22 protein-coding genes and 2 pseudogenes are annotated in these 25,134 nt (G+C 55.1%); 10 read left to right on the top strand and 14 right to left on the bottom strand.

Annotated features, from left to right (window positions below; all coding sequences use genetic code 11):
* The first annotated feature begins 82 nt into the window (after positions 1-82).
* Positions 83-1,087 (top strand): alpha/beta fold hydrolase, encoded by a 1,005-nt coding sequence (locus tag QMG44_RS17355; RefSeq protein WP_020882732.1) that lies wholly within the window; start codon positions 83-85, stop codon positions 1,085-1,087.
* A 186-nt stretch (positions 1,088-1,273) separates the two neighbouring features.
* A complete protein-coding gene (locus QMG44_RS17350) occupies positions 1,274-1,726 on the top strand; it encodes a DUF1198 domain-containing protein (protein ID WP_086533063.1) in 453 nt (150 codons plus the stop codon).
* Here QMG44_RS17350 and QMG44_RS17345 read toward each other — a convergent pair.
* Positions 1,723-2,643: a LysR family transcriptional regulator gene (locus QMG44_RS17345; protein WP_020882730.1), complete on the bottom strand. Its 921-nt coding sequence runs from the start codon at positions 2,641-2,643 to the stop codon at positions 1,723-1,725. The genes QMG44_RS17350 and QMG44_RS17345 overlap by 4 nt on opposite strands.
* A 572-nt stretch (positions 2,644-3,215) precedes the next feature.
* On the opposite strand from QMG44_RS17345, the pseudogene QMG44_RS17340 reads away from it, so the two are divergent.
* The 4 genes and pseudogenes from QMG44_RS17340 to QMG44_RS17325 form a co-directional block, all read left to right on the top strand.
* Positions 3,216-3,842: pseudogene (locus QMG44_RS17340) on the top strand (HAD family hydrolase); the annotation flags it as partial.
* Between the two features lie 21 nt (positions 3,843-3,863).
* Positions 3,864-5,084 carry an MFS transporter gene (locus tag QMG44_RS17335; protein ID WP_025206519.1) on the top strand — a complete coding sequence of 407 codons (1,221 nt, stop codon included), beginning with the start codon at positions 3,864-3,866 and terminating at the stop codon, positions 5,082-5,084.
* On the top strand, positions 5,071-5,484 hold the full coding sequence (locus tag QMG44_RS17330) for a carboxymuconolactone decarboxylase family protein (protein WP_014167999.1): 414 nt from the start codon (positions 5,071-5,073) through the stop codon (positions 5,482-5,484). The genes QMG44_RS17335 and QMG44_RS17330 overlap by 14 nt, the downstream gene beginning before the upstream one ends.
* Positions 5,481-5,660: pseudogene (locus tag QMG44_RS17325) on the top strand (acetyl-CoA acetyltransferase); the annotation flags it as partial. The gene QMG44_RS17330 and the pseudogene QMG44_RS17325, both read left to right, overlap by 4 nt.
* Positions 5,661-5,820: 160 nt before the next feature.
* Here QMG44_RS17325 and QMG44_RS17320 read toward each other — a convergent pair.
* Positions 5,821-6,819: an aldo/keto reductase gene (locus QMG44_RS17320; protein ID WP_020882725.1), complete on the bottom strand. Its 999-nt coding sequence runs from the start codon at positions 6,817-6,819 to the stop codon at positions 5,821-5,823.
* Between the two features lie 207 nt (positions 6,820-7,026).
* Between QMG44_RS17320 and nepI the strand changes: the two genes are divergently transcribed.
* On the top strand, positions 7,027-8,217 hold the full coding sequence (gene nepI / locus QMG44_RS17315) for a purine ribonucleoside efflux pump NepI (protein WP_044865934.1): 1,191 nt from the start codon (positions 7,027-7,029) through the stop codon (positions 8,215-8,217).
* A gap of 48 nt (positions 8,218-8,265) precedes the next feature.
* Here the strand turns inward: nepI and QMG44_RS17310 are convergent, their stop codons facing one another.
* The 6 genes from QMG44_RS17310 to QMG44_RS17285 form a co-directional block, all read right to left on the bottom strand.
* Complete coding sequence (locus QMG44_RS17310) at positions 8,266-9,171, bottom strand: DMT family transporter (protein WP_032679300.1); 906 nt, start codon at positions 9,169-9,171, stop codon at positions 8,266-8,268.
* Positions 9,172-9,323: 152 nt separating this feature from the next.
* Complete coding sequence (locus QMG44_RS17305; RefSeq protein ID WP_086533065.1) at positions 9,324-10,703, bottom strand: carbohydrate porin; 1,380 nt, start codon at positions 10,701-10,703, stop codon at positions 9,324-9,326.
* 138 nt (positions 10,704-10,841) lie between these two features.
* Positions 10,842-11,144 (bottom strand): PTS lactose/cellobiose transporter subunit IIA, encoded by a 303-nt coding sequence (locus QMG44_RS17300; protein WP_014168006.1) that lies wholly within the window; start codon positions 11,142-11,144, stop codon positions 10,842-10,844.
* A complete protein-coding gene (locus tag QMG44_RS17295; RefSeq protein ID WP_020882721.1) occupies positions 11,144-12,526 on the bottom strand; it encodes a glycoside hydrolase family 1 protein in 1,383 nt (460 codons plus the stop codon). Before QMG44_RS17295 ends, QMG44_RS17300 begins: the two co-directional genes overlap by 1 nt.
* Positions 12,527-12,543: 17 nt before the next feature.
* The gene (locus tag QMG44_RS17290) at positions 12,544-13,869 is read right to left on the bottom strand and encodes a PTS sugar transporter subunit IIC (protein WP_086533066.1); all 1,326 of its coding nucleotides are present in this window, start codon (positions 13,867-13,869) and stop codon (positions 12,544-12,546) included.
* A gap of 11 nt (positions 13,870-13,880) precedes the next feature.
* Positions 13,881-14,195, bottom strand: coding sequence for a PTS sugar transporter subunit IIB (locus tag QMG44_RS17285; protein ID WP_078775090.1), 315 nt, complete (start codon positions 14,193-14,195; stop codon positions 13,881-13,883).
* A 293-nt stretch (positions 14,196-14,488) separates the two neighbouring features.
* On the opposite strand from QMG44_RS17285, the gene QMG44_RS17280 reads away from it, so the two are divergent.
* Entirely contained in the window at positions 14,489-15,439 is a 951-nt protein-coding gene (locus QMG44_RS17280; RefSeq protein WP_014168010.1) for a LacI family DNA-binding transcriptional regulator, read from the top strand.
* Positions 15,440-15,466: 27 nt separating this feature from the next.
* Here QMG44_RS17280 and QMG44_RS17275 read toward each other — a convergent pair whose 3' ends face one another.
* The 5 genes from QMG44_RS17275 to QMG44_RS17255 form a co-directional block, all read right to left on the bottom strand.
* Positions 15,467-15,763: a YicS family protein gene (locus tag QMG44_RS17275; protein ID WP_020882719.1), complete on the bottom strand. Its 297-nt coding sequence runs from the start codon at positions 15,761-15,763 to the stop codon at positions 15,467-15,469.
* A gap of 125 nt (positions 15,764-15,888) precedes the next feature.
* On the bottom strand, positions 15,889-17,253 hold the full coding sequence (locus tag QMG44_RS17270) for an efflux transporter outer membrane subunit (protein ID WP_086533067.1): 1,365 nt from the start codon (positions 17,251-17,253) through the stop codon (positions 15,889-15,891).
* Positions 17,253-20,363, bottom strand: a complete 3,111-nt coding sequence (locus QMG44_RS17265; protein WP_047954863.1) for an efflux RND transporter permease subunit — start codon at positions 20,361-20,363, stop codon at positions 17,253-17,255. The genes QMG44_RS17270 and QMG44_RS17265 overlap by 1 nt, the downstream gene beginning before the upstream one ends.
* A complete protein-coding gene (locus tag QMG44_RS17260; RefSeq protein ID WP_032679304.1) occupies positions 20,363-21,484 on the bottom strand; it encodes an efflux RND transporter periplasmic adaptor subunit in 1,122 nt (373 codons plus the stop codon). Before QMG44_RS17260 ends, QMG44_RS17265 begins: the two co-directional genes overlap by 1 nt.
* A 146-nt stretch (positions 21,485-21,630) precedes the next feature.
* Positions 21,631-22,200, bottom strand: coding sequence for a TetR/AcrR family transcriptional regulator (locus tag QMG44_RS17255; RefSeq protein WP_014168015.1), 570 nt, complete (start codon positions 22,198-22,200; stop codon positions 21,631-21,633).
* 186 nt (positions 22,201-22,386) lie between these two features.
* Between QMG44_RS17255 and QMG44_RS17250 the strand changes: the two genes are divergently transcribed.
* Complete coding sequence (locus tag QMG44_RS17250; RefSeq protein ID WP_014168016.1) at positions 22,387-22,806, top strand: GNAT family N-acetyltransferase; 420 nt, start codon at positions 22,387-22,389, stop codon at positions 22,804-22,806.
* On the opposite strand, the gene QMG44_RS17245 is transcribed toward QMG44_RS17250, so the two are convergent.
* Entirely contained in the window at positions 22,803-23,450 is a 648-nt protein-coding gene (locus QMG44_RS17245; protein WP_078775087.1) for a TetR/AcrR family transcriptional regulator, read from the bottom strand. The genes QMG44_RS17250 and QMG44_RS17245 overlap by 4 nt on opposite strands.
* 78 nt (positions 23,451-23,528) lie before the next feature.
* Between QMG44_RS17245 and QMG44_RS17240 the strand changes: the two genes are divergently transcribed.
* Positions 23,529-25,046: an MDR family MFS transporter gene (locus tag QMG44_RS17240; protein ID WP_086533068.1), complete on the top strand. Its 1,518-nt coding sequence runs from the start codon at positions 23,529-23,531 to the stop codon at positions 25,044-25,046.
* Positions 25,047-25,134: the final 88 nt, after the last annotated feature.

Genomic DNA, 25,134 nt, shown 5'->3' with positions numbered 1-25,134 from the left:
GACCCGCTCCCTGCAATGCTCTACATTTTAATTTTGCTGCCGCACCCCGCGGCTTTTGTCCGTTTTGTTATGGAGAGCTTGCATGGTAAACCGACGACTATCCTGTCTTGCGCTATTGGTGGCGCTTGCCTCCCCCGCCCTGGCGGCGGATGCGCCGACGTACGGCGAGAAGCTGGAGGGGTTTGATTACGCCTGGCCGGTTAAGCATTTCACCTTTACCTCGCAACATCAGCCGCTTGATATGGCCTATCTGGACGTTAAGCCAGAAAAACCCAACGGCCGCACCGTGGTGCTGATGCATGGTAAAAACTTCTGCGCCGGAACGTGGGAGGGGACTATCCGCGCGCTTTCCGCCAGCGGATACCGCGTGGTGGCACCAGACCAGATTGGTTTTTGTAAATCCACCAAACCCGAGCATTACCAGTACACCTTCCAGCAGCTGGCGGATAACACCCACGCGTTGCTTAAGCAGCTCGGCGTCGATCGCGTGACGGTTATTGGACACTCGACCGGCGGCATGCTGGCGACCCGCTACGCGCTGATGTGGCCGCAGGAAGTGGAACAGCTGGTGATGGTTAACCCGATTGGTTTAGAAGACTGGAAAGCCCGCGGCGTACCGCATATTACGGTCGATCAATGGTATCAGCGTGAACTTAAAACCAGCGCCGATGGCATTCGTCAGTACGAGAAAAATACCTACTATGCCGGGGAGTGGAAGCCGGAGTATGAGCGTTGGGTGACGATGCTGGCCGGGCTGAACAATGGGCCGGGCAAAACGCGTGTCGCCTGGAACTCAGCCCTGCTCTACGACATGATTTATACCCAGCCGGTGATCTACGAATTTGGTGAACTGAAGATGCCGGTATTATTGATGATCGGCACCAAAGACAACACCGCCATCGGGAAAGACCTCGCCCCGCCGGCGATCCGCAAGACGCTGGGCAATTATGCAGTACTGGGTAAGGAGACGGAAAAACGTATTCCGCATGCGACGCTGGTTGAGTTTAACGACATGGGCCATGCGCCTCAGATGCAGGACCCTCAGCGCTTCCATGACGCGCTGCTGAAAGGGCTGCAGGCACGCTGACCGGTCTAAAGCAACAGCCCCGCAGCCTGTTCTGCGCGGGCTGTCTTCGGCGCACTACACGCCAGCATACCTGGTGCTGCCCTCATAACGGTTTTCCACCTTTTTTCACTGCACTATTATGGCCTTGCCCGCTGTCGACGCCGCGCGTTTCCCGCTATGATGAGCGGCTGACGTAGAGGAGAACGCATGGTCTGGATAATGCTGGCAACACTTGCCGTGGTGTTTGTGGTGGGATTTCGGGTCCTGACCTCAGATTCACGTCGCGCAATTAAACGCCTGAGCGAGCGGCTGGGGATCACCCCGGTTCCTGTAGAATCGATGATCGATCAGTTCGGTAAAACGTCCGGCAATGAGTTTATCCGCTACCTTGAACGCCCGGACGAGGCGCATCTGCAAAACGCGGCCCAGGTGCTGCTGATCTGGCAGGTCTGCATTGTCGACGGCAGTGAAGAGAATTTGCTTGCCTGGCACCGTATGCTGCGTAAAGCCCGTCTGGCCGCGCCGATCACGGACGCGCAGGTCCGTCTGACGCTGGGTTTTATGCGTGAAATGGAGCCCGATCCGCAGGAGCTAAACGCCTTCCAGCTGCGCTATAACCAGCTTTTCCTGCCGGAAGAGGGCGTGTTTTACCTGCATTAAGCCGTTTTCCCGCATAACACATTCTGTGCGTTAAGAATCTCCTCTCTATTTTCATTGAGGCGAGTGGCGGCATAGATATCTATGTTTAACCTTTTTGCCTCGGCGTCCGTGAGTTCACGGTAGCAAAGTCCTTCCTGATTAAAGGTGCATTTCGACTGAGGCAGTAGCGCAAATCCTTTCCCTCTTGCGATACGGCTTAGCATCACAAGGGTATCATCCGGCTCTTTTATCCGCTTCAGAGGCGTTTTCAGCGTATCAAAGTAGCTTTCGCATTTGTCGTAAAATGACGGGTTGGCACTTCTGGAAAACCAGAAAATGGGAAGATCGCTAATATCCTCCAGCGCGACTTTCTCTTTCAGGCTGGCAGGGTGTAAAGAGGGCATTGCGATGAGCAACGGTTCCTGGCAGACCCAGCGGTATTGAACAATGTCTTCATGACCCGTTCCTTTTTCACCGGTCAGCACCAGATCCAGCATGTTTTTAGACAAGCTTTGCAGCAGTTGGGCTGACGTCAGGTCCGGCGTTTCGACATCATCTCCCGCGTTCATTTTGTGAAGCTGGGTATTCACGGGTTCAATATATTCAAAATTAAGGGTCCGTGTGAGTCCAATACGCAGGCTCGTTTCAGAAGAGAGAGGATCTTCTTTTAGGTTACTGATGTCTTTGAGTATTTTTTCAGCCTGAACAACCAGCGCACGGCCTGCTTCTGTGAGGCTAACGTCATGCGTGTTGCGGCTGAACAACTGACGTTTCAGAACCGCTTCAAGGCATTTTATCTGACGCGTCAATGGCGGTTGAGTCATGCGTAGGCGTTCGGCAGCCTTACGGAAGTTCAGTTCATGTGCGACAGCGAGAAAGCATTGTAATTGTTTGATACTGGGCAGGTTATTGCTGATTAAATGTTCTGCTGTGGCCATACGTGGGTCCTGAATGCGAAAAGGTATTTCGTCTTTTTTCCATTTCGATATTACACGCTAAATGCGGGCAGTAAACCCATTTCAACAGTAATACCAAAAATATATTACAAATTTAACAATTCCAATTGTTTCCTATATTGATAAATTTCTACCCGAATCCTCACTCAATCAATATTCGGAGTAATTATGTCGTCTAAATATGTACTGGTATCACGCTTCCCGTTAAAAAATACTTTTACAGAGAAAGATTTTACCTCCTTAAAAAGCAATGAAAACGTTCGCTAGTTTTCCTGTGAAGAAAACGGTGTTAATGAACTGCTGAAACTGCGCGCTTTCAATGACATTAAAGAAATTGCGTGTGCTGAGAGTGAAATGGAATCCATGTTCCATCGTTTCTCTGCTGTTCTTTCTACCGATATTCGTCGCGAACTGCTTAAGTTTGTTGAATCCCCAATCGATAATAAAAAGAGTTTACCCGAATCTAATTATATTCAGTTTCGTCACGTTGAGGTGCCCGCCCATAACTATCAGTAGTATCGTCAGTGGCGCGATGAAACCACGCCGCATTTTTTGACGTTGATGAGACGCTAATAAATATTAAAAGCATGTTTGATTTCTATGACTTCTGGTGCAGGGAAAATAATCAAAACGATCGTCTTCAACGCTATATGTCTCGCTTTCGCGTCGACGTTAAAAACGGTGTGCCAAGGGAGACGCTGAACAGAGAGTATTATCGCCAGTTTAAAGGTGTGTCTTGTCGTTATCTGGAAGAAATGGGCCATGAATGGTTCAGGCGTAAGCCAGAAAACGAATTTTTTATTGAGAGTGCCGTTTCAGCACTTAAAAGCCATCAGAGAAAGAACATGTACACCGTATTTATATCGGGCTCTATGCTTCCGATTCTGTCACCCATTGCGAAATATCTTGGAGTAACGGACATACTCTGTGCTCCGTTGATAATAAATAACGCAGGCGAGTTGACGGGGGCAATCGGCCTGCCCCAAACAATTGGAGCGGGTAAAAAAGACGCCCTGATGACGTTTTGCCGGGATAAGGAGATTAATCCAGCGGATTGTTATGCCTACGGTGACGATCTTTCGGATATTCCAATGCTCGAAGCCATTGGGCATCCCGTCTGTGTGGGAGAGCATTCCGCGCTTATCCGATATGCAGCAGAAAAAAATTGGCACATTATTTAAACCATTATTGAGGTAAGTAGTATGACTTCAGAACTCTCTCCGCAAAATATGACGTTAAGGTCATGGCTTGCGTTATTCATTCTGGCTATTTCAACGTTTACTATTGTCACTACCGAACTGGCGCCGGTCGGATTATTAACGCCAATCGCAGAGGGATTACGGTCTTCGGAATCCGCGGTGGGCATGACCGTGTCGCTTTATGCCTGGGTGGGGGCGTTGAGTGCGCTGTTTGCCTCCGTCTTTTTAGGCAATGTGGCTAAGAAGCGGCTTTTACTTGTGCTCACCGTGGTGCTTCTGATCTCTAACGTCATGGCCGCGACGGTAAATACCTACGGAATGCTGCTTAGTGCCCGCGTGCTGGGCGCGCTTGCTCACGGTGCATTCTGGGCGATGATCGGCGCAACGGCGGTTGCCATGGTTCCTGCCAGATATATTGGTGCGGCGACGTCAATCGTATTTGGTGGCGTTTCCGCAGCAAGCGTTTTTGGCGTACCGGTTTCCAACTACATTGGTATCCACTTCGGCTGGCGGCAGGCATTTTGGCTGATGGCCGCGCTGAGCGTAATTGCCTTTGTGGGTATTAGCGTGCTTGTTCCCCAGATCGCCAGCAAAAGCGCGCTTGGCCTGGATGCGCTTAAGGGCGTGCTGAAATCGTCTACCCTATGGAAAATTTACTCAGCAACCCTGCTGGCTGTTACGGCGCACTTTGCCGCCTTTACGTACATTGAACCCTGGCTTCACACGCAGAGTTTACTGTCCACCGCCTTTATTCCCGCCGTGCTTTTTGTTTACGGCATCGCGGGTCTGGCCGGTAATTTCCTGACCGGCGTGATGATTGATAAGTATCTCAAGCTGACGGTTTCGCTGTCTGTACTGCTGATCTGTGCAGTGCTGCTGTTTCTGGGCCTGTCAGGTTCCTCGCTCTCTGCTGCGCTGATATTCACCAGCATGATTATCTGGGGCGTTGCCGTGTCAGGAATATTTGTCGGCTTCCAGACGTGGGTTTTACGTATGGCTGAAGATAAAGCCTTCCCGGCCTCCGCAATCTACGTTTCGTTTTTCAATACCGCCATTGGTATCGGCGCGTCGGTCGGTGCCTGGATGGTTTCATCATTTTCAATGCCGCTCCTGTATATCGTCGCCGGCACGGCTATCGGCCTGTCCGTTCTGCTTGTCGCGGTTATTCCTGCAACCTTGACCGCAAAACAATCCCGTATGGAGAAATCTTATGAGTCAAATTAATGACCGCACGCGCTATGGCAGAGAGATCATGGACCGTCTTGAAGCAGGGCTCGCGGATAAAGTCACCCGCCGCCTGAGCGAACTGGACCCGGGCCTGCCCGCCCTGATAACCGACTATGCGTTCGGGGATGTGGTGGGACGTCCGGGACTGGAACTCAAAACGCGCGAAATGCTGACTGTCGCCTCGCTTGTGACGCTGGGTAATGCTATGCCGCAGCTGGAACTGCACATGAGAGGCGCGCTCAACACCGGCGTGACGCCGGAAGAGCTGCTTGAAATTGTGATACAGATGGCGGTGTATGCCGGCGTTCCCGCCTGTATGAACGGTCTTACCGCCTACCGCGCGGCAATCGCTGCGACGGGTCATACGTTGCCGGGACTGAAAGGGAGTCATGCATGAGCGAGGTTGTCATTATTGCAGCCCGCCGCACGGCGACGGGCGCATTTCTGGGCGCGCTTGCTGAGCATTCCGCCGCTGACCTGGGAAGCCGGGTCATTCAGGCGCTCCTGAAAGAATCTGGCGTAGAGGCCAGTAATATCTCTCAGGTCATTATGGGTCAGGTTCTTACGGCGGGGCAATCGCGCTTTGCCGGATTTTGGTGACGCTGGTTCATGCCCTGGTCCGTAATGACGGCAAGTGTGGCGTCGCCGCGCTGAGCGTTTATCGCTAACGGCACGGCGTATCCGATATAAAAAAACCGGGAAAACCCGGTTTTTTTATTTTCTTGATGAGGTATCAGGCGTTCACGCCCTTCATACCCTCGGCAGAATAGCGATCGCCTTTAATCGCTATCCGGCGATGCAGGTTGTTCAATGATTCAATATCGCTCTTCTCAAGCTCAATGTTGGCAGCGCGCGCGTTCTCGGCCAGATAGCCAGTGTGCTTAGTGCCCGGGATGGGAACCAGCCGATCGTATTGCGCTAACAGCCAGGCAAGGGCAATCTGACCCGCGGTACAGCCGTATTTCGCCGCCAGCGGGTGGATGACATCGAGCAGCTGGCGATTATGATCGAGGCTGGACTGCATAAAGCGCTCGTTATTTTTACGGAAATCACCCTCTGCAAATTCGCTATTGTTCAGGTATTTTCCCGTCAGGAAACCTCTGCCAAGAGGCGAGTAGGGCACCAGACCAATGCCTAACGCTTTCACGACCGGCAGAATGCTTTCCTCGATATCGCGTGTCCACAGAGAATATTCCGTTTGCAGCGCGGTGACCGGATGTACCGCATGGGCCCGTTGCAGCGTTGACGCCGACACTTCGCAAAGGCCGATGTGGTTGATCTTGCCCTCTTTCACAAGGGTGCGCAGACAATCCATACTCTCTTCGACCGGGGTGGTGTTACTCAGTCTGTGTAGATAAAAGAGGTCGATTCGCTCCACGCCAAGCCGCTTGAGGGACTCATTACAGCAGCGGATGATATAGTCAGGCGTATTGTTGATGGTGCGGGCATAAGACTCGTCGGGAGAGCGATCGATGCCGCATTTCGTGGCTATTTTGAACTGCTCGCGAGTGCTTTTATCCAGCCCGGCAAGAAAATGACCGATTAGTCTTTCATTATGACCACGGCCATATAAATTTGCGGTATCAATAAACGTCACGTTCAGATCGATGAGGCTATGCAATACCCGCAGCGAGGCGTTGTCATCAGTCTGGCCATAAAATTCACTCAGACCCATGGCACCGTAGCCGACGGCACTGACGGTAAGATTTTGAGATAAATTACGTGTTTTCATAGTTTCTCCTTTTCAGACGCTATGATTGTTTCACCTCAAATGTGGATACTGAATTTTCATTTTCGTTATGCAGAAAAGGTATCAGTCGACGACGTGCTCTCTTCAGGCTCATTAAAAACGACAAAAGTTGTCAAATCGTTAAATCCGTCACACTTTTGATGATAAACTGCGCGACTTTTCCGCACGTTTTTATCTTCAGGTGACGCCATGACAGAACACATTCAGCCCACACCCAGACCGCAGACCCAGGAGGTCACTCGCCCCAACTGGTCGGCGGTTTTCTCCGTGGCATTTTGCGTTGCCTGCCTGATTACCGTTGAGTTTCTGCCGGTGAGCCTGCTGACGCCGATGGCGCAGGATCTGGGCATTTCCGAAGGGGTGGCGGGGCAGTCCGTCACTGTGACCGCCTTTGTGGCGATGTTCGCGAGCCTGTTTATTACCCAGGTGATCGGCACCATCGACCGCCGTAAAGTGGTCATTCTGTTCAGCGTGCTGCTGACGCTCTCCTGCCTGCTGGTCTCTTTTGCCAATAACTTCACCCTGTTGCTGCTGGGTCGCGCCTGTCTGGGGCTGGGATTAGGCGGCTTCTGGGCAATGTCGGCCTCGCTCACCATGCGTCTGGTTCCCGCGCGCACCGTGCCGAAAGCCCTCTCCGTGATCTTTGGTGCTGTTTCGATTGCGCTGGTCATTGCTGCGCCGTTGGGCAGTTTCCTTGGCGGGATCATCGGCTGGCGTAACGTCTTTAACGCTGCCGCGGTGATGGGGGTGCTTTGCATTCTCTGGGTCTGGAAAGCGCTGCCGTCCTTACCGGGGGAAGCGGCACACCATAAACAGAATATGTTCAGCCTGCTGAAGCGCCCGGGCGTGCTGGCGGGGATGACCGCCATCTTTATGGCATTTGCCGGACAGTTTGCCTTCTTCACCTATATCCGCCCGGTATTCATGAACATGGCCGGGTTTGATGTGGATGGCCTGACGCTGGTACTCCTGAGCTTCGGTATCGCCAGCTTTGTCGGTACCTCGCTGTCGTCCGCGTTCCTGAAGCGTTCCCTGAAAGTGGCGCTGGCGGGCGCGCCGCTGGTGCTGGCAATTAGCGCTGCGGTGCTGGTGCTGTGGGGCAGCGATAAGTGGGTTGCGTCGGCGATTGCGATTATCTGGGGCTTTGCTTTTGCGCTGGTGCCGGTGGGCTGGTCGACGTGGATCACCCGCTCGCTCGCCGATCAGGCGGAAAAAGCCGGGTCGATTCAGGTCGCGGTGATCCAGCTGGCGAACACCTGCGGTGCGGCGATCGGCGGCGTTGCGCTAGACCATTTGGGGCTGACGTCACCGCTGGTGATTTCCGGTACGCTGATGCTGCTGACCGCGCTGCTGGTGGCGGGGAAGGTTAAGGCGAAGTAATGCTTTTCTCCCTCTCCCGTGGGAGAGGGATGGGGTGAGGGCATCAGGCTACGCCGATGTCTGAACCCGTCTTCTCGAATCCATCGAAATCAGCACCACCGACGACACAATCAACAGCGTGCCCAGCCAGTCCGGCAGCGTAAACGCCACCCCAAGCAAAATCACCGACAGCAGGGCGCTGCTCAGCGGCTCGGCACAGCTCAGAATGCTCGCCTTCGGCCCGCCAATCATCTGCGCGCCTTTCAGATACAGGCTGAACGTCAGCGCCGTGCCAATCACCACCAGATAGAAAAACGCCAGCAGCAGGCTGCCATCAATCACGAAGGTGGTCCCGCGTCCGGCGTAGAACGGCGTCAGCACGACCCCCGCGATTAACATACTCCAGCCAACAATCGGCAGCGTGCCGTAGCGGGCGATAAGCGTCGACGGGTAGGTTGTATAAAACGCGGCGGCAAAGGCCGAGGCGATACCGAAGAACAGGGCGGCAGGGGAGATGGAGAGCGAGGTCGGATCGCCGTGGGTGACCAGCAGGAAGGTGCCGACAAGTGACGTCAAAATGGCGGATAAAACAAACACGCCGGGACGTTTTTTCCTCGCCAGCGCGAACCACGCGACGATGATCGTTGGCGAGAGAAACTGCAGCACGGTGGCCGTCGCCGCGTTGGATTTTTCAATCGTCAGCAGGAAGGTGAGCTGGACGGTGAGCGCACCAACCAGCGAGAAAAACAGCAGGCTGAGGGCGTCTTTACGATGTCTGATGACCGAGAAAATCTTGTCGCCATGCACGAAGGAGAGGGTCAGCAAGATGACGCCGGTAAACAGCAGGCGAATCATCGTCAGGTAAGGGGACGAGATCTGGCTTTTCTCCATGATGTACTGCGCGCAAACCCCTGAGCTGCCCCATAAAACGGCGGCGATCAGAACGTTGAGCATTCCTTTACGTGTGGAACCCATGTTCTCCCCTGTTATGTTGGTTTTTGTGTAGCATAACATGGGTCTTGCCGGGTGCGGTGTGGCCTGATGCCCTCACCCCGGCCCTCTCCCACGGGGAGAGGGTGCAAACACGAAAAACGGCAACGTGCGTTGCCGTTTTGCTTTTATCTTGCTTAGAACCACGCTTCCCACATCGCGCCGACGTTGAAATCATCCAGCGTCTCATCTTTTGTACCGTTCACACGGGCGGTGCGTTCGTTATCCACTTTGCCGCCGGTCACGTAGAAGCGCAGCATTGGGCGGAACTCTGGCCCCATGGCGATAGACATGTTCTGCGACAGGGTCAGCTTCCAGCCTTTGTTATCACCGCCATTGTCGTAATCCACGTGCTGCCAGCCTGCTTCCAGCCAGGTGGAGTGAACGTCGTTCCACCAGTGCATCGGACGCACGATGGCGTTGTAGTTCTTACGGTTGTCGGTTTTATCGCGGCTGTTGTCGTAGTCGTGGAAGGCGAGGATGTACTCCACCTGCGTGGCCTGGGTGAATTTGTACAGCCCTTCGAAGCTGGCGTAGACCGTGGTCAGATCCTCGGTTTTGTTGAATACGCTGTTGTCCGCGTTATCAGAATAACGGGCAATCACCTTATTCACGCCGCTGTCGTTGGTGTGGCTCAGCACCACGCCGCCCTGCCAGGCCTTCAGACGCTCTTCACTCTCAATGGCTTTGGAGTCAAAACCGTAGTTCGCGTACAGCTCCAGATCCAGCGGGCCGACTTTCATGCCGTGGATTTTTGAGGTCGCAGCGTAGTTACCTTTGTCGCCCGTGCCGGAACCGCCGGTACAGGTAATGCGCGACGGGTTCGCCTCATCTTCCATCACTTCCGGGCTACAGGATTCCACCGCGGCCACCGCGGCAACGTCAAACTGCACGCCGCCGATGTCGAAGTTCTTCACCCCGGCACCCTGGCCGTCGTGGTTCATCCAGAAGTAATCGTTGATACCCTGCTGTGGACGCTGGTGGAAGTCACGGCCGGCCCAGAAATAGGCGTTCGGGTTGGAGGCCATAATGTTGGTCACACCGGCATAGGCTTTTTTCAGGTTAACCTCGTCGCCCCAGTGGTCGATCATCACGTTGATGTCCCAGATGGCACCGTTGTCCCCCTTGAAGGCTTTGGAGAGCTGGAATTCACCGCCGTTGCCTTCGTTACCCAGACGACCAATCGCGGATGCGCCGTTATAGGAACCGTCTACCGCCACGTATTTCTGATCGGCTGCCTGGAAGTGCGCGCCGTAGCGGGCATAGCCGGTAAATTTAGCCCCAAACGGAATCGCGAGGTCCGGTGATTGCGCCGCGCTTTGTGGTTCGGTGACCACGTCCGCTTTTTTCGCGACGGCAGCGTCCATTTTGGCCTGCCGTTCGGCCAGCGCTTTATCTACCGCTTTCGCCACGATGGCGTCGATTTGCTCTTGCGTAAATTCTTGTGCGAGTACAGAAATTGGGCAAAGCGCGGCGACAACCGCCATGGTTAATGGAAGTTTTTTAATATAATTCATGGTTATCTCAATATAGTTTAATTTTATTCAGACAATAACCATCCCGCTCCGATCTGACAGAGTTTGTCGCTATCATCAGAACAAGTGGATTTCTATTTTAGGTACAGAGTGATTACATTAACGTTTTTTCGCCATACATTATCTCTGATATAAATGGATTATTTCTTCGGATAATTCACGTGCCAGCAGGGAATTCATTAAATGATCCTGCGCGTGAACCATTATTAAGGTCATCGGCTGGCGGGCTTCGCCCGCATCCTGTTCGATCAGTTTGGTCTGCATTTTGTGCGCCTGGCGCGCGTAGCCATCGGCTTCGCGCAGCAGGCTTTTGGCTTCGTCAAGGTTGCCCTGACGCGCCGCGTGCAGGGCTTCAAAGCACAGGCTACGCGACTGACCGGCGTTGACGATAATTTCCATTACGGCTTCTTCTAATGCGATCATTACACTGACTCTCTGTCAAAACTGTTATTTAATGCGGTGGCGGCAAACCACTCGCCGCTTTTCTTGATGGTGCGCTGCTGGGTAGTTAAATCGAGCTGGATAAATCCGTAGCGATTTTTATACGCATTACACCACGACCAGTTATCAATAAAGGTCCACATATGGTAGCCAAGACACTGGCACCCTTCGCTAATACCTTTATGCAGCCAGGCCAAATGTTCGGAAATAAAATCGATGCGGTATTGATCGTTTATCTGACCATTCTCAATAAAGCGCTGTTCATTTTCGACACCCATACCGTTCTCAGAAATAAAGCAGCGTGGGTTACCGTAATTGTCGCGCAGGTTAATCAGAATATCGTAAATACCCGGCTCATAAATTTCCCAGCCACGGTATGGATTCATCTTGCGGCCAGGCATTTCGTAATTATCAAAGAACCACTCCGGCATAAACGGTGCCTGTGGGTTCACCGCACTGTCACGGCATTTCACGCGACGCGGCTGATAATAGTTAATGCCGAGCAGGTCGATTTTTCCTTCCGCAATCAGGAAACTGTCTTCCGGTTTGCAGGCGGGGAGCTGATCGTAAGATTTCAGCAACGCCACCAGATCCGCCGGGTATTCGCCGCGCAGGACGGGGTCAAGGAAGCTGCGGTTAAACATCAGGTCCGCAATGTGTGCCGCTTTGACGTCAGCCGGGTTTTGCGAGCGCGGATAGGACGGCGTCAGGTTCAGTACGATACCGATCTCCCCAGCGTAGTGCCCGGCACGGTAAGCGCGTACCGCCTGCGCATGCGCCAGCACGGTGTGATATGCCACGGTGGCCGCACGACGAAAATCCACCACGTTGGGATAGTGGAAATCGTACAGATAGCCGCCTTCCACCGGCACAATCGGCTCGTTGAAGGTAAACCAGTGCAGCACGCGATCGCCAAACAGATCGAAGCAAATCTGCGCATAACGGGCGTAAGCGTCCACCACGTTGCGGTTTTCCCAGCCGCCAATCTCCTGCATCGCCATCGGCATGTCGAAGTGGAACAGGGTGATAAACGGGGTAATACCCTGTTCAATCAGCTCATCAATGACCTGATGATAAAAATCGACCGCTTCCGGGTTCACTTCACCGATACCGTCGGGGATCAGGCGCGCCCAGCTAATCGAGGTGCGAAAGCTGTTGTGGTTCAGCTGCTTTAACAGCTGAATGTCCGTTTTCCAGTGTTGATAAAACGTGGAGGTGTGCTGCGGTCCCACGCCATTATGAAAACGGTTTGGCTCGCGGGCAAACCAGTAATCCCAGGTGGTTTCACCCTCTCGTGTCCCTTCGGTCTGGAGGGCGGAGCTTGCGCTGCCCCACCAGAAATTATCGGGAAATGCGTATTTCATGACCTTTCCTCTTTGACTTAATGACTTGCTGTTTCAGCGGCACCGACGGTTGCCTGGGCTTTCTGCTCTTCGTTTTTTATCAACGTACGCTCGTAAGCACGCAGGAACGGCAGGTACATCAGCGCTGACATCACCATACACACCAGACACATCACCACCGGGCTCAACGCCCAGTTTGCCGCCCACGATGCGCCAATAGGGGCCGGGGTCGTCCACGGGGTTAACGACACCACCTGTGCCAGCCAGCCCATTTTGGTGGCGCCGTACGCCAGGCAGGCGTTCACCAGCGGAACAAACACGAACGGGATAAACAGCATCGGGTTCATGATGATTGGCGCGCCGAACAGAATCGGTTCGTTGATGTTAAAGAAGCTGGGCACAACGCCCATTTTGCCGATGGTGCGCAGGTGTGTGACGCGGCTGCGCAGCAGCAGGAAGGCCAGCGGAAGCGTGGAGCCGACGCCGCCAATCAGCAGGTAGTGGTCCCAGAAACCCTGCAGGTAAACGTGTGGCAGCGCCGCGCCAGCCGCCAGTGCCGCCTGGTTTGCGGACAGGTTGGCCATCCAGAACGGGTTCATGATGCCGGTGACAATCAGCGAGCCGTGGATACCGGCAAACCAGAAGATCTGGCACAGCAGCACGGAGAGCAGAATGGCAGGCAGGGAGTCAGACGCAGAGACCAGCGGTTCCAGCAGGTGCATAATCGCCTGCGGGATAATCATCCCGGTTTGTGCTTCGATAAACAGGTTCAGCGGGTGCAGGGTACCGATCACCACCATGACCGGGATCAGGATCTCAAACGAACGCGCCACACCGGTCGGCACTTCTTTCGGCAGACGGATGGTCACGTTGTTCTGCTTCAGCCACGCATACACGCGGGTGGAGTAGATGGCGGTGATCAGCGCGGTGAAAATCCCCTGGCCGGAGAGGTACTGGGTCGAGATCTTGCCGTCGGCATACGGAGCCGCCACCAGCAGGAAGGCCATAAAGGCCAGCAGACCGGACATCACCGGATCGAGGTTAAACTGACGCCCCAGGCTTGCACCAATCCCCACCGAAATGAAGAACGTCATCACGCCCATGCTGAGGTTGAACGGCAGCATCAGCTGTTCACGGTAAGTCTGGGAGAAATCCAGCCAGCCGCGGGCAAAGCTGTTTGTCGTATCCGCGGAGAAGGGCGGGAAGATGAACACCAGCATAAACGAGCCGATGATCATAAACGGCAGCGCGGCGGTAAAGCCGTCGCGGATGGCAATCACATACTTTTGCTGGCCGAGCTTCGCGGCCAGCGGGGTAATTGACTGCTCAATAACCGCGACCATTGATTGATATAACGAACTCATGTGAACACCTTTTAGTGTGCCGCGTCGATGAGCGACAGAGCATAGTCCAGTACTTTATCGCCACGTTGCATACCGTAATCCATCATGTCGATGGGTTGGACCGGGATGCCCTTTGTGGCCGCCTTGTCTGAGAGTGTCTGTAACATGTACTTCACCTGGGGTCCGAGAAGGACAACCTGGTACTGCGGAAACTGCGTATCAAATTCGGAAACGCCATACGCGTCTATTTTTACCGGCAACCCGCGCTCTTTCGCGACATCGACCATTTTGCTGACCAGCAGGCTGGTGGACATCCCGGCAGAGCAACACAGCATAATCTTGAACATCGACAACCATCCTCTAAATGTAAAAAGTTATTGCGAGGATGATTGGACATTATACGGAAACCGGTTTCCATTTATAAAAGACAGAAGTGTGACAACCATCAAGATCCACTACTTATGACGCTAATTAACCAGATGCAAGTCACATAATTTGCGTGTTTTGACATCATTTTGAGTTGAAATGGAAAATCGGTTTCCATGAAAAACGGAAAAGGATATACTCCATTCTGGCTATAATATGAGCCGTAGCGGTGATGGAATTTGCAGGTGCGAAGTAAGCCTGCCAGGGGAAAGAGATGTCGACAATCAATGATGTATCACGTCTTGCCGGGGTGTCTAAAGCCACGGTATCGCGAGTGTTGAGTGGGTCGCGTGGCGTAAAGGAAGCCAGCCGCCAGGCCGTTTTAAAAGCGGTTGATGAACTGAACTACCGGCCCAATGTGATTGCGCAGTCGCTGCTGAGCCAGTCGACGGGGTGTATTGGGGTGATTTGCGCGCAGGAGAATATTAACCAGACCACCGGTTATCTTTACGCGCTGGAAAAGCACCTCAGCCAGCATCAAAAACATCTGCTGTTGCGCTTCGCGCATACCAAAGCGGAAGTGATGCACGCCCTGGAAGAACTTTCCTGTGGGTTATGTGATGACATCCTGGTGATTGGCGCGCGTTTCCCGCTGGACGTCGAGATGGACAATGTCATCCTCGTTGACTGCATGGAGTCCGATAATTCCAACAGCATCCAGTTCGATCACGCCTTTGCCGCCGAAACCGCCTGTAACTATCTGACCAGCCAGGGGCGACGCCAGATAGCCCTGATCCATCCGCAAGGCAGCGGTTTCGCCGACCAGGTGTTGCTGGGCTATAAACACGCGCTGGAGAAAAATTTCCTGCCCTTTAATCGCAACCTCGTCTTTATGGATGCCACCTCCTCATCCGTTGCGCTGCAGGAGTTGCTTAACAATGCGAGCACGCTGAATTTTAACGCGCTGCTGGTGGCGGACGAACAGGAAGCTCAGCGGGTGATCCCGCAGCTGCAGGCGTTTAATAAATCCGTTCCGGACGACATTATGGTCTTTAGCCTTGCCGGATCGCTGCATCTGCCAGGTATCCCGGTGATCCCGGCCATCGAATACTCGATGGATGCTATGGCGGCACGTATTGTGGGCTGGCTGACGGAGAAAACGCAGATGCTGGGGTCCTATGTTCTGCGCGGGGATTTGATTATTCCGGATGTACGAAAGCGCTAAAAAAAAGCGTGAAGCTTGGCTTCACGCTTAATAATCTTCCATACAATCTACCTGACTGACCGCGTCCCAGTAAGCATCCAGATTGTCGCGCTTCACGGCCGTGATGGCGTTTTTGATCAACAGTTGATTGGCCTCAGACGACAAAATCATCGCCTGCCAGGCTTTATCGCTCTGCTTTTTCTGGGGCGTGCAGGCCTTCTTCACATCTTTAAGGATCTGCTGCTTTATCTGGGCCTCTTTCACGGGATCATCTTTTTCCTGGGCATGGACAAACGCGGCGAAGAGCAGACAAACGAGCAGGCAAACCAGGTGTGCAGCTTTCATCAAAATCCCCTTTAGACGTCACAGGCTTCCCATGAAATATATCGTTACATTCAGTGTAGCGACGCCAGCCGAAAGTATGAATTTTTGTCTTCCTGCGTATGAGAATCCTGCACCTGCACCGGCGGTTATTGAATCCCTCCGCCCAGCGACTGCCACAGCGTAATACGGTTTTCAAAGTCGGTCTGCTGCAGGGCAATCAATGATGCCCGTGCCGACCACAGGGCGCGCTGCGCGGTGAGAACGGTCAGGTAATCACCCGCCCCCACCTGATAGCTGCGCGTTGCCACATCCAGCGTTTTTTGCTCTGCCGCCACGTATTCACGTTGCGCGTCAAGCTCTTCACTCAGGGTTTCGCGGCGCGCCAGCGCATCGGCTACATCTTTGAACGCGCTCTGGATGGTTTTCTCATAGGTGGCAATCAGCCCTTTTTTCTCCGCTTCGGCATAGCGCAGTTGCGCCATGTTATTGCCGCCGCTGAACAGCGGCAGGGAGATGGACGGCGCGAACGACCAGACCTTCATGCCGTGGCTGAACAATGACGAGAGCGAATCGCTGCCGACCCCGGCGCTGGCGGTAAGCGAAATCGTCGGGAAGAAGTTGGCGCGCGCAGCACCGATGTTGGCATTCGCGCTCAACAGGTTATGTTCAGCCTCCTGAATATCCGGGCGACGCAGCAGCGTGGCGGAGCTAACGCCCGCCGGGATCAGGGTGATGGCGTTATCGCTCAGGCTCTCCAGCGTACCGGGTAGCAGGTTTTCCGGTACCGTCTCGCCCGCCAGCAAATTCAGGGCGTTTTTGTCCTGCATCACCAGCGTCTGATAGCTGGCGACGCTGGCGCGGGCCTGCTGATAAACCGCCATCGCTTCGCTGACATCCGTTGCGGCGGCGACCCCGACGTCCTGCTGACGCTGCACAATCTTGAGCGAGTTCGCTGCGCTCTCCTGAGTGGATTTTGCCAGCGCCAGATTGCTGTTATCTGCCGCCAGAGTAATCCAGGCGGTGGTCAGCTCGCTGACCATTGTCAGGCGCGTGTTCTGCGCCGTGAACTCGCTGGCAAGCCAGGTTTCACGCGCGGCGCGCGAGAGGCTCTGGTTACGACCAAACAGATCCAGCTCGAAGCTGGAGACGGCGCCGTTAGCCTCATCGCTGGTGCTCACGCCGCTGGCCAGCGTGCGGCTGCGGGTATGGCTCAGGCTGGCATCCACCGACGGGAACAGAGACGAGCGCGTCTCACCATACTGGGCGCGGGCGGCGTCGATATCAGCAATCGCTTTTTGCACATCGCGGTTGCCGGTGAGTGCCATTGTTACCACCTTGTTCAGGCGGTGATCGTTCATCACCTGCTGCCACTGGCTGACCACGGCGGTGGCTTCGCCGTGGGCGCCCGGCAACGTGGCCGGGACGGGCGCGTCAGGACGCTGATAGGTAGGGTCTAACGAAACACAGCCTGCGCTCAGCAGCGCTAACACTAAAACAGATACACGAAACATTATGACCTCCGGTTTGCGTGCTTACCGGAGAAGAGACGTTTCACCAGTACGAAGAATAATGGAACAAAGAAGATGGCCAGCAGCGTTGCCGCGAGCGTCCCGCCGATGATGCCGGTCCCAATCGCCACGCGGCTGTTGGCGCCTGCACCGGTGGCGACGGCCAGCGGTGTTACCCCGGCGATAAACGCCAGCGACGTCATGATGATCGGACGCAGTCGCGTCTGAGCCGCACGCAGCGCGGCACGCGTCAGGGAGTAACCTTCCGCGACTTTCGCCTCCGCAAACTCAACGATCAAAATGGCGTTTTTCGACGACAGGCCGATGGTGGTCAGCAATGCCACCTGAAAATAGACGTCGTTGCTCAGCCCGCGCAGCGAGGCGGCCAGCGCCGCACCCAGCACCCCAAGCGGGATCACCAGAATGACTGAAATCGGCACCGACCAGCTCTCATACAGCGCGGCCAGGCACAGGAATACCACCAGGATGGAGAGGGCATACAAGCTCATTGCCTGGCCGCTCGCCAGTTTCTCCTGTAACGACAACCCGCTCCACGCCCAGGTTGTGCCGGCCGGCAGGTTGTTCGCCAGCTGTTCCATCCGGGTCATCGCCGTACCGGAGCTGGCACCACTGGCGTTCTCGCCCTGAATTTCATAGGCCGCCGAGCCGTTGTAGCGCACCAGACTCTCCGGGCCATACTCCCAGCGCGTAGTGGCGAAAGCGGAGAACGGCGTCATGGTGCTGTCGCTGCCGCGCACGTACCATTTGTTGAGATCGGAAGGCACGGCGCGGTAATCGCTGTCTCCCTGGATGTAGACCTTTTTCACGCGGCCCCGATCGATAAAGTCATTCACGTAGGTTCCGCCCCAGGCGCTGGAGAGGGTATCGGTGACGTCGCTCAGGGAAAGCCCCAGCGATACGGCTTTGTTGTTGTCGATATCCACCTGCAGCTGCGGCATCTGCGGCAAATCATTGGCGCGAACGGCATGCAGGGAGGTGTCCTGATTCGCCTGGCCGATCAGCTGATTACGCATCTTCAGCAACGTGTCGCGATCGGTGCTACCGCTGGCCATGAGCTCGAAGGTAAAACCGTTGCTCTGGCCGAGGCCGTCTACGGCCGGGGGCGTCATGGCAAAAACGGTGGCATCGCGAAGGGAGCCGAGTTCCTGAGTGGCGCGCAGGGCAATCGCCTGAGCGGTGTTCTCGTCGCCTTTACGCTCGGACCAGTTTTTCAGGGAGACAAACGCCATCCCGGCATTCTGGCCGCTGCCGCTAAAGCTAAAGCCCTCGACCGTAAAAATCACATCGGTGTTGGCTTTCTCTTTAGTGAGGAACCACTCGCGAACCTGACGACTGATCTCCGCGGTACGTACCGCTGTCGCACCGGCAGGCAGGGTGTACTGCACCATGATTTCACCCTGGTCCTCCGTGGGCAGGAAGCTGCCGGGCAGCTTCAGCATTGCCACGGCCATCGCGCCACAGAGCAGGGCGTAGACCACCAGCATGCCCGCAGAGCGGCGCAGCGCGCGCAGGACTTTATTCTGGTAGCCATGCTCGGTCTTACTGTAGAAGCGGTTAAACGCGCCGAAGAACCCTTTTTTGTGAGGAGGCGTATGGCGCAGTACCGAGCCGCAGAGCGCGGGTGTCAGGGTCAGCGCCACCACCACCGAGAGGATCATCGCTGAGATAATGGTGACCGAAAACTGGCGGTAGATGACGCCGGTTGAGCCGCCGAAGAAGGCCATCGGCAGAAACACGGCGGAAAGCACCAGCGCAATGGCGACCAGCGCACCGGAAATTTCGCCCATCGATTTTTCGGTGGCTTCGCGGGCGGGCAGACCTTCATCGCGCATAATGCGCTCGACGTTTTCCACTACCACGATGGCGTCATCGACCAGCAGACCTATCGCCAGCACCATCGCAAACAGCGTCAGGGTATTGATGGAATAACCGAACAGCGCCAGCACGCCAAAGGTGCCCAACAGAACCACCGGCACCGCCAGCGCGGGGATGAGCGTGGCGCGAATGTTCTGCAGAAACAGATACATCACCACCACCACGAGGATAATGGCCTCAAACAGCGTCTGAATCACATCTTCCACCGAGATCTTAATGAACTCGGTGCTGTCTTTCGGATAGGCCACATCATAGCCTTCCGGCATTGCCCGTTTGAATTCGGCAATTTTATCTTTCACCGCGGTAGCGGTATTGAGCGCATTTGCGCCCGGCGAGAGCATCACCGCCATACCGGCTGCCGGGTGGCCATTCAGCCTGGCGGTAGCCGTGTAATCCTCGCTGCCCATCTCCACGCGCGCCACGTCGCCGATACGCACCACTGCGCCGCTGGACTGGCTCTTAACGATGATATTTTTAAACTGATCGACCGTCTGCAGGCGCGACTGGGCACGCACGGTGGCGGTCAACTGCTGGGTACCGGACGCGGGTAACGCGCCGATTTTACCGGCGGAAACCTGCACGTTCTGCGCTTCAATAGCGCTCTGAACGTCGGATGGCATCAGCGAGTACGACGCCAGCTTTGCCGGGTCAAGCCAGATGCGCATGGCGTATTCCGCACCAAACACCTGCAGGCTGCCGACGCCCTCTACGCGTGCCAGCGGATCCTGCATATTACTCACCAGCCAGTCGGCGATATCCGAACTGCTGGCATGGTCGGTTTTATCGTACACGCCCATGATCAGCAGGAAGTTACTCTGCGATTTTTGCACCGTAATGCCGGCCTGCTGTACCTCGGTCGGCAAGCGCGACTCGGCCTGCTGAACTTTGTTCTGCACCTGAACCTGCGCGGTATCCGGGTCGGTTCCCTGTTCGAACGTGACGGTGATGCTTACCGAGCCGTCCGAGCTGCTGGTGGAGGTAAAATAGAGCAGGTTATCCAGCCCGGTCAGCTGTTGCTCAATGACCTGGGTGACGCTGTTTTCCAGAGTCTGTGCCGACGCGCCAGTGTAGGTGGCTGAAATTTTGATCGACGGCGGAGCGACGTCGGGATACTGCGCGACGGGCAGGGTACGGATTGCCAGCACCCCGGCGAGCATAATCAGAATAGCAATCACCCAGGCAAAAACCGGGCGACGCACGAAGAAGCGGGAAAACATCAGGCGTTTCCTCCCGCGGTTTTCATCTCTTCGGCGTTAACTTGCTGACCGGCGGTCACTTTATCGGTGCCTTCCACAATCAGCTTATCGCCAGCCTTCAGTCCACTCAGCACCAGCCATTTGTCGCCGTAGGTGTCACCCGTTTCCAGCTGACGTTGTTCCACCTTATTGCCGGCCCCCACCACCAGCGCGGTGGCGTTGCCTTTGGCATCACGGGTAATTCCCTGCTGCGGGGCGAGGATGGCCTCGCTCATTACCCCTTCATCCACTCTGGCGCGAACAAACATCCCGGGCAGAAGCTGATGCTGCGGGTTGGGGAAGACGGCGCGCAATGTGACCGACCCGGTGGATTCGTCCACTGCCACTTCAGTCAGGGCCAGACGGCCTTTTTCCTGATAGGTGCTGCCATCTTCAAGGATCAACGACACGCTCAATGTCTCGCTGTTGCTGGCAAGCGTTTGTTTGCGTAATCGCAGAAGATCGGCGCTGGAGCGGGTTAAATCGACGTACATATTGTCCAGACCGCGAATGGTGGCGAGCGCGGTCTCTTGCTGGGCAGTGACCAGTGCGCCGGGGGTGACCGAAGAGATGCCAATACGTCCGGCAATCGGGGCGGTCACCGTGGTCCAGTTGAGGTTAATGCGCGCGCTTTCCTGGGCTGCTTTTTTCGACTCCACGCTGGCCTTGTCCTGCGCGCAGGTGGACTTTGCATCTTCGGCATCCTGACGCGATACGCCGTCGTCTTTCACCAGTTGTGTATAGCGTTGAGCTTTCTGGCAATCGGCCTGCACCAGCGCCTGCGCCTGTTTCAGGGCCGCGGCGGCTTCATCGTAGGCGGCGCGGTAGCTGGAGGGGTCAATTTGATACAGCGCCTGTCCGGCTTGCACGGTATCGCCTTCGGTAAAGAGCCGTTTCTGAATAATGCCGCCCACCTGAGGACGCACTTCCGCGCTCATGGCGGCCGTGGTGCGTCCGGTCAGTTCACTGACAACGGAAACGGGTTGGCTCAGGAGCGTAACAATCCCCACTTGCGGGAGGGGATGTTGAGGAGCAGATGTTTGTGCATTATCGCACCCCGTCAGGAGGAATAATGCTGCGATGGAGGTTGTTATGGCTTTCATAATTTTTTCCAGGGTGAACGATGCCTGCCCTGTTAATGGCTTAACAAGGAAGGGGGCTATTTAAAGGCACAGCGATACCGCATCTCCGGCAGAGCCGGAAATGTTAATAAGGGAATAACGTCTTCCCGCTAATTATTCACATGCGATTACTTCGCAGAGAAAAGCATATTTAAAATATTTTGATAAAGAGGCTCTAATTGTTCAGAGGGTACGTTTAAGGGGGTGAGTCGGCGGTAAATAGACCCCTCAATCATTACCGCAGTAATCTCCACGCAGCAGCGAATATGATCATCACTCAGGTGGGGAAACTGTTTTTTCAGGTGTGCGCAGGCATTAGCAAACATCCGCTTTTCCGCTTCGACCAGCATGGCCGCCACCTGGGGATTACGCGTGGCTTCAGCCGACATCTCAAGCATCAGCGCATCGTCATCTTCATTCAGGGTCTGTCGCCAGGCGAGCGCCTGAGGCATCCCCTCGACCAGCGTTTTACCCTGAATCTCTTCGATGCGTGAGTCGATGATACGGCGAATCATCTCTTCAATAATCGCATCTTTGTTACTGAAATAACGGTAGATTTGCCCGACGCTGAGCTTTGCCTCGCTGGCGATCTGCGACATGCTGGCCGCATGAAAACCGCTGGCGCGAAAGCACTGACGCGCGGCAGCGATGATGTCGTCCTGACGCTGCTTTTGGCGTTCTTCCAGTTTTGTGCTCATTGTCGGTTACCCTATAAAAGTGAGAATGATCGTTCTCATTATACGTTTCAGGTGCGTATTGGAAAGACTTTTTTTAAGTACTTATTGAATGAATATTTCAATGTTTAAAGAATGGAGAAAAAAAGGAGTTTTGATGAAGGAAAGGCTGTGCAATATTAAGATTGCACAGAAAATAAGGAGAAAAATATGCATCTGAGCACGACGGATAACGTCACACACGATGAAAAAGAAGAATTATTAACAGGGCTTCGTGCCTACAACGGACAATTTTTAGATCTCTCAAACTTTAGCGGCGACATTGGCGTTTATGTGCGAGACGATAAGGGCGTGATGCTGGGTGGGTTAATTGGCGTGCGCAAAGGCGACTGGCTAAACATCGATTTTCTGTGGGTCAGCGACACCGTGCGGGGATCGGGCGTCGGCAGCCAGCTTATCAAAACGGCAGAAGACGAAGCCCGACGCAAAGGCTGCACCCATGCGCTGGTGGATACGGTCAGCTTCCAGGCACGTCCATTCTATGAAAAGCAGGGTTATCAGCTGCAGATGTCGTTGCCGGATTACCCGTACCCGGGTATGCAAAGGCATTATCTGACCAAATCCCTTTAACCGCCGATGCCGTTGCCCATCACGGCCAGCGCATGACGCACAATGATCTCTGGCGAGAGGGCGTGTAGCCTCTCGTCGTTGCGCATTCTTGAGAACGGCACCAGCACCAGGCTTAGCAGCGTGGTGAACAGCAGTTCTGGCGCGAGTGCCCGGTTCAGTTGCCCTTCCTGCTGCCAGCGTTTAAGGGTGGCGAGCGTTGCCTGGTATTTGTCGTCACCGAACCGCGCGTGCAGATGCGTGCGCAGTACAGGCATCTCCCCGATGACCTCCTGCATCCACAGCGGGGCAAACCAGCGGTGCTGCTCCGCCAGCTCGGCCAGTACTTTCACCATTTGCGTTAATGCGTTGACCGGCGAGTCGGGGTGTTCGGCAAAAATTGCGCCGATCCGATTACGTAAGGGCAGGAAGCGCTCCTCAATCATCGCGTCGAGCAATTGTTCTCGTGAATTGAAGTAGTAATGCAGCATCGCTGGCGTTACGCCCGCTTCTTTGGCGATAGCGTTCAGCGAGGTTTGAGCGATCCCCTGGCGGGAAAAGAGGCTCAACGCAATATCCAGCAGCTGTTCGCGGCTGGCGGTTGCCCGCTTTCCGCCGCGTGGTCGACCGGGGCGGCGCGGTTCAGAATTGTCCTTATGTGCTGGCATAGTCGCAGGATCTCTTGATCTTATTCATCACTTACTTAAATATTAATTATCCAGTTAATTAATTTCAAGCGATCTCTTATGGAGTCCGACGTAATGACTCAACCTGCGCATAACGCGCCGTCGATAAAGCTGTTGTTCAGCGCGTTGCTGCTGGTGATGCTGCTTTCGGCGCTGGACCAGACGATTGTTTCCACGGCGTTGCCCACCATCGTTGGGGAACTGGGTGGCCTGGATAAGCTCTCCTGGGTGGTGACGGCCTATATCCTCAGCTCGACCATTGTGGTGCCGCTGTACGGAAAATTCGGCGATCTGTTTGGGCGTAAAATCGTCCTTCAAATCGCTATTGTGCTGTTTCTGGCGGGGTCGGTGCTCTGCGGTCTGGCGCAAAACATGACCCAACTGGTGCTGATGCGCGGCCTGCAAGGGCTGGGCGGCGGCGGTCTGATGGTCATCAGTATGGCCGCCGTGGCGGACGTTATTCCGCCTGCGGAGCGTGGCCGCTATCAGGGGCTGTTTGGCGGCGTGTTTGGTCTGGCGACGGTGATCGGGCCGCTTATCGGCGGGTTTATCGTGCAGCACGCCTCCTGGCGCTGGATTTTTTATATCAATCTGCCGCTCGGTCTCTTTGCCCTGCTGGTGATAGGCGCGGTGTTCCACGGCAGCGCACGGCGCAACAAGCACGAGATTGATTATCTGGGGGCGATTTACCTCAGCATGGCGCTGCTGTGTATCATCCTGTTTACCACTGAAGGCGGGACGATACGCCAGTGGAACGACCCGCAGCTGTGGTGCATTCTGGCCTTTGGCCTGACGGGTATCGCCGGGTTTATCTATGAGGAGCGTCTGGCCTGGGAGCCGATCATTCCGCTCTCGCTGTTCCGCGATCGCAGTTTTCTGCTCTGCAGCCTGATTGGCTTTATTATCGGGATGTCGCTCTTTGGCTCGGTCACCTTCCTGCCGCTCTATCTGCAGGTTGTGAAAGACGCCACGCCGACTCAGGCCGGTCTGCAGCTGATCCCGCTGATGGGCGGACTGCTGCTAACCTCGATCATCAGCGGGCGGATTATCAGCCGTACCGGAAAATACCGTCTGTTTCCGATCGCCGGTACGCTGCTTGGCGTGGTGGGCATGGTGCTGCTGACGCGTATCTCGATCCACTCGCCGACCTGGCAGCTGTACATTTTTACCGGCGTGCTGGGGATGGGTCTGGGGCTGGTCATGCAGGTACTGGTGCTGGCCGTGCAGAACAGCGTCTCTGCCGATCAATACGGGGTAGCGACTTCCGGGGTCACGCTGTTTCGTTCCATTGGCGGGGCCATCGGCGTCGCGCTGTTTGGCGCGGTCTTCACCCACGTTTTGCAATCGGGTCTGATGGACCGTTTACCGCAAGGGGCGGAGTTACCGCATGAGCTCAATCCTGCGGCCATTCACCGGCTGCCAGAGGCCCTGCGGCTCGATTACCTTGATGCGTTTGGCTCAGCCATTCACGCGGTGTTCCTGCTGGCGGCAAGCATTATGGTGCTGGCGTTTGTACTGTCGTGGTTTTTACGTGAAACGCCGTTACGCCGTGCGGGCATGCTCAGGTCGGATCAATAGCGCCCCCGCACATATAACTTATCCGTCTTATTGATGCTTTTTCGTTTTTTAGCCAGCCGTACCGTTGTCGATCCAGCCGTACCGTTGT

The organism is Enterobacter sp. 200527-13 (assembly GCF_027924865.1).
GTDB classification, from domain to species: Bacteria; Pseudomonadota; Gammaproteobacteria; order Enterobacterales; family Enterobacteriaceae; genus Enterobacter; species Enterobacter ludwigii.
The sequence above is the reverse complement of the archived record's forward strand: the minus strand, read 5'-3'. Positions and strand labels throughout refer to the sequence as shown.

What these genes read in the sequence shown, in the direction of transcription:
- QMG44_RS17260 (WP_032679304.1), bottom strand. Translation starts at nt 21,484, where the DNA reads ATGAAAGCCATAACAACCTCCATCGCAGCATTATTCCTCCTGACGGGG.
- QMG44_RS17345 (WP_020882730.1), bottom strand. Translation starts at nt 2,643, where the DNA reads ATGGCCACAGCAGAACATTTAATCAGCAATAACCTGCCCAGTATCAAA.
- QMG44_RS17350 (WP_086533063.1), top strand. Translation starts at nt 1,274, where the DNA reads ATGGTCTGGATAATGCTGGCAACACTTGCCGTGGTGTTTGTGGTGGGA.
- QMG44_RS17290 (WP_086533066.1), bottom strand. Translation starts at nt 13,869, where the DNA reads ATGAGTTCGTTATATCAATCAATGGTCGCGGTTATTGAGCAGTCAATT.
- QMG44_RS17295 (WP_020882721.1), bottom strand. Translation starts at nt 12,526, where the DNA reads ATGAAATACGCATTTCCCGATAATTTCTGGTGGGGCAGCGCAAGCTCC.
- QMG44_RS17335 (WP_025206519.1), top strand. Translation starts at nt 3,864, where the DNA reads ATGACTTCAGAACTCTCTCCGCAAAATATGACGTTAAGGTCATGGCTT.
- QMG44_RS17330 (WP_014167999.1), top strand. Translation starts at nt 5,071, where the DNA reads ATGAGTCAAATTAATGACCGCACGCGCTATGGCAGAGAGATCATGGAC.
- QMG44_RS17275 (WP_020882719.1), bottom strand. Translation starts at nt 15,763, where the DNA reads ATGAAAGCTGCACACCTGGTTTGCCTGCTCGTTTGTCTGCTCTTCGCC.
- QMG44_RS17355 (WP_020882732.1), top strand. Translation starts at nt 83, where the DNA reads ATGGTAAACCGACGACTATCCTGTCTTGCGCTATTGGTGGCGCTTGCC.
- QMG44_RS17265 (WP_047954863.1), bottom strand. Translation starts at nt 20,363, where the DNA reads ATGTTTTCCCGCTTCTTCGTGCGTCGCCCGGTTTTTGCCTGGGTGATT.
- QMG44_RS17250 (WP_014168016.1), top strand. Translation starts at nt 22,387, where the DNA reads ATGCATCTGAGCACGACGGATAACGTCACACACGATGAAAAAGAAGAA.
- nepI (WP_044865934.1), top strand. Translation starts at nt 7,027, where the DNA reads ATGACAGAACACATTCAGCCCACACCCAGACCGCAGACCCAGGAGGTC.
- QMG44_RS17300 (WP_014168006.1), bottom strand. Translation starts at nt 11,144, where the DNA reads ATGATCGCATTAGAAGAAGCCGTAATGGAAATTATCGTCAACGCCGGT.
- QMG44_RS17255 (WP_014168015.1), bottom strand. Translation starts at nt 22,200, where the DNA reads ATGAGCACAAAACTGGAAGAACGCCAAAAGCAGCGTCAGGACGACATC.
- QMG44_RS17240 (WP_086533068.1), top strand. Translation starts at nt 23,529, where the DNA reads ATGGAGTCCGACGTAATGACTCAACCTGCGCATAACGCGCCGTCGATA.
- QMG44_RS17285 (WP_078775090.1), bottom strand. Translation starts at nt 14,195, where the DNA reads ATGTTCAAGATTATGCTGTGTTGCTCTGCCGGGATGTCCACCAGCCTG.
- QMG44_RS17310 (WP_032679300.1), bottom strand. Translation starts at nt 9,171, where the DNA reads ATGGGTTCCACACGTAAAGGAATGCTCAACGTTCTGATCGCCGCCGTT.
- QMG44_RS17270 (WP_086533067.1), bottom strand. Translation starts at nt 17,253, where the DNA reads ATGTTTCGTGTATCTGTTTTAGTGTTAGCGCTGCTGAGCGCAGGCTGT.
- QMG44_RS17245 (WP_078775087.1), bottom strand. Translation starts at nt 23,450, where the DNA reads ATGCCAGCACATAAGGACAATTCTGAACCGCGCCGCCCCGGTCGACCA.
- QMG44_RS17280 (WP_014168010.1), top strand. Translation starts at nt 14,489, where the DNA reads ATGTCGACAATCAATGATGTATCACGTCTTGCCGGGGTGTCTAAAGCC.
- QMG44_RS17320 (WP_020882725.1), bottom strand. Translation starts at nt 6,819, where the DNA reads ATGAAAACACGTAATTTATCTCAAAATCTTACCGTCAGTGCCGTCGGC.
- QMG44_RS17305 (WP_086533065.1), bottom strand. Translation starts at nt 10,703, where the DNA reads ATGAATTATATTAAAAAACTTCCATTAACCATGGCGGTTGTCGCCGCG.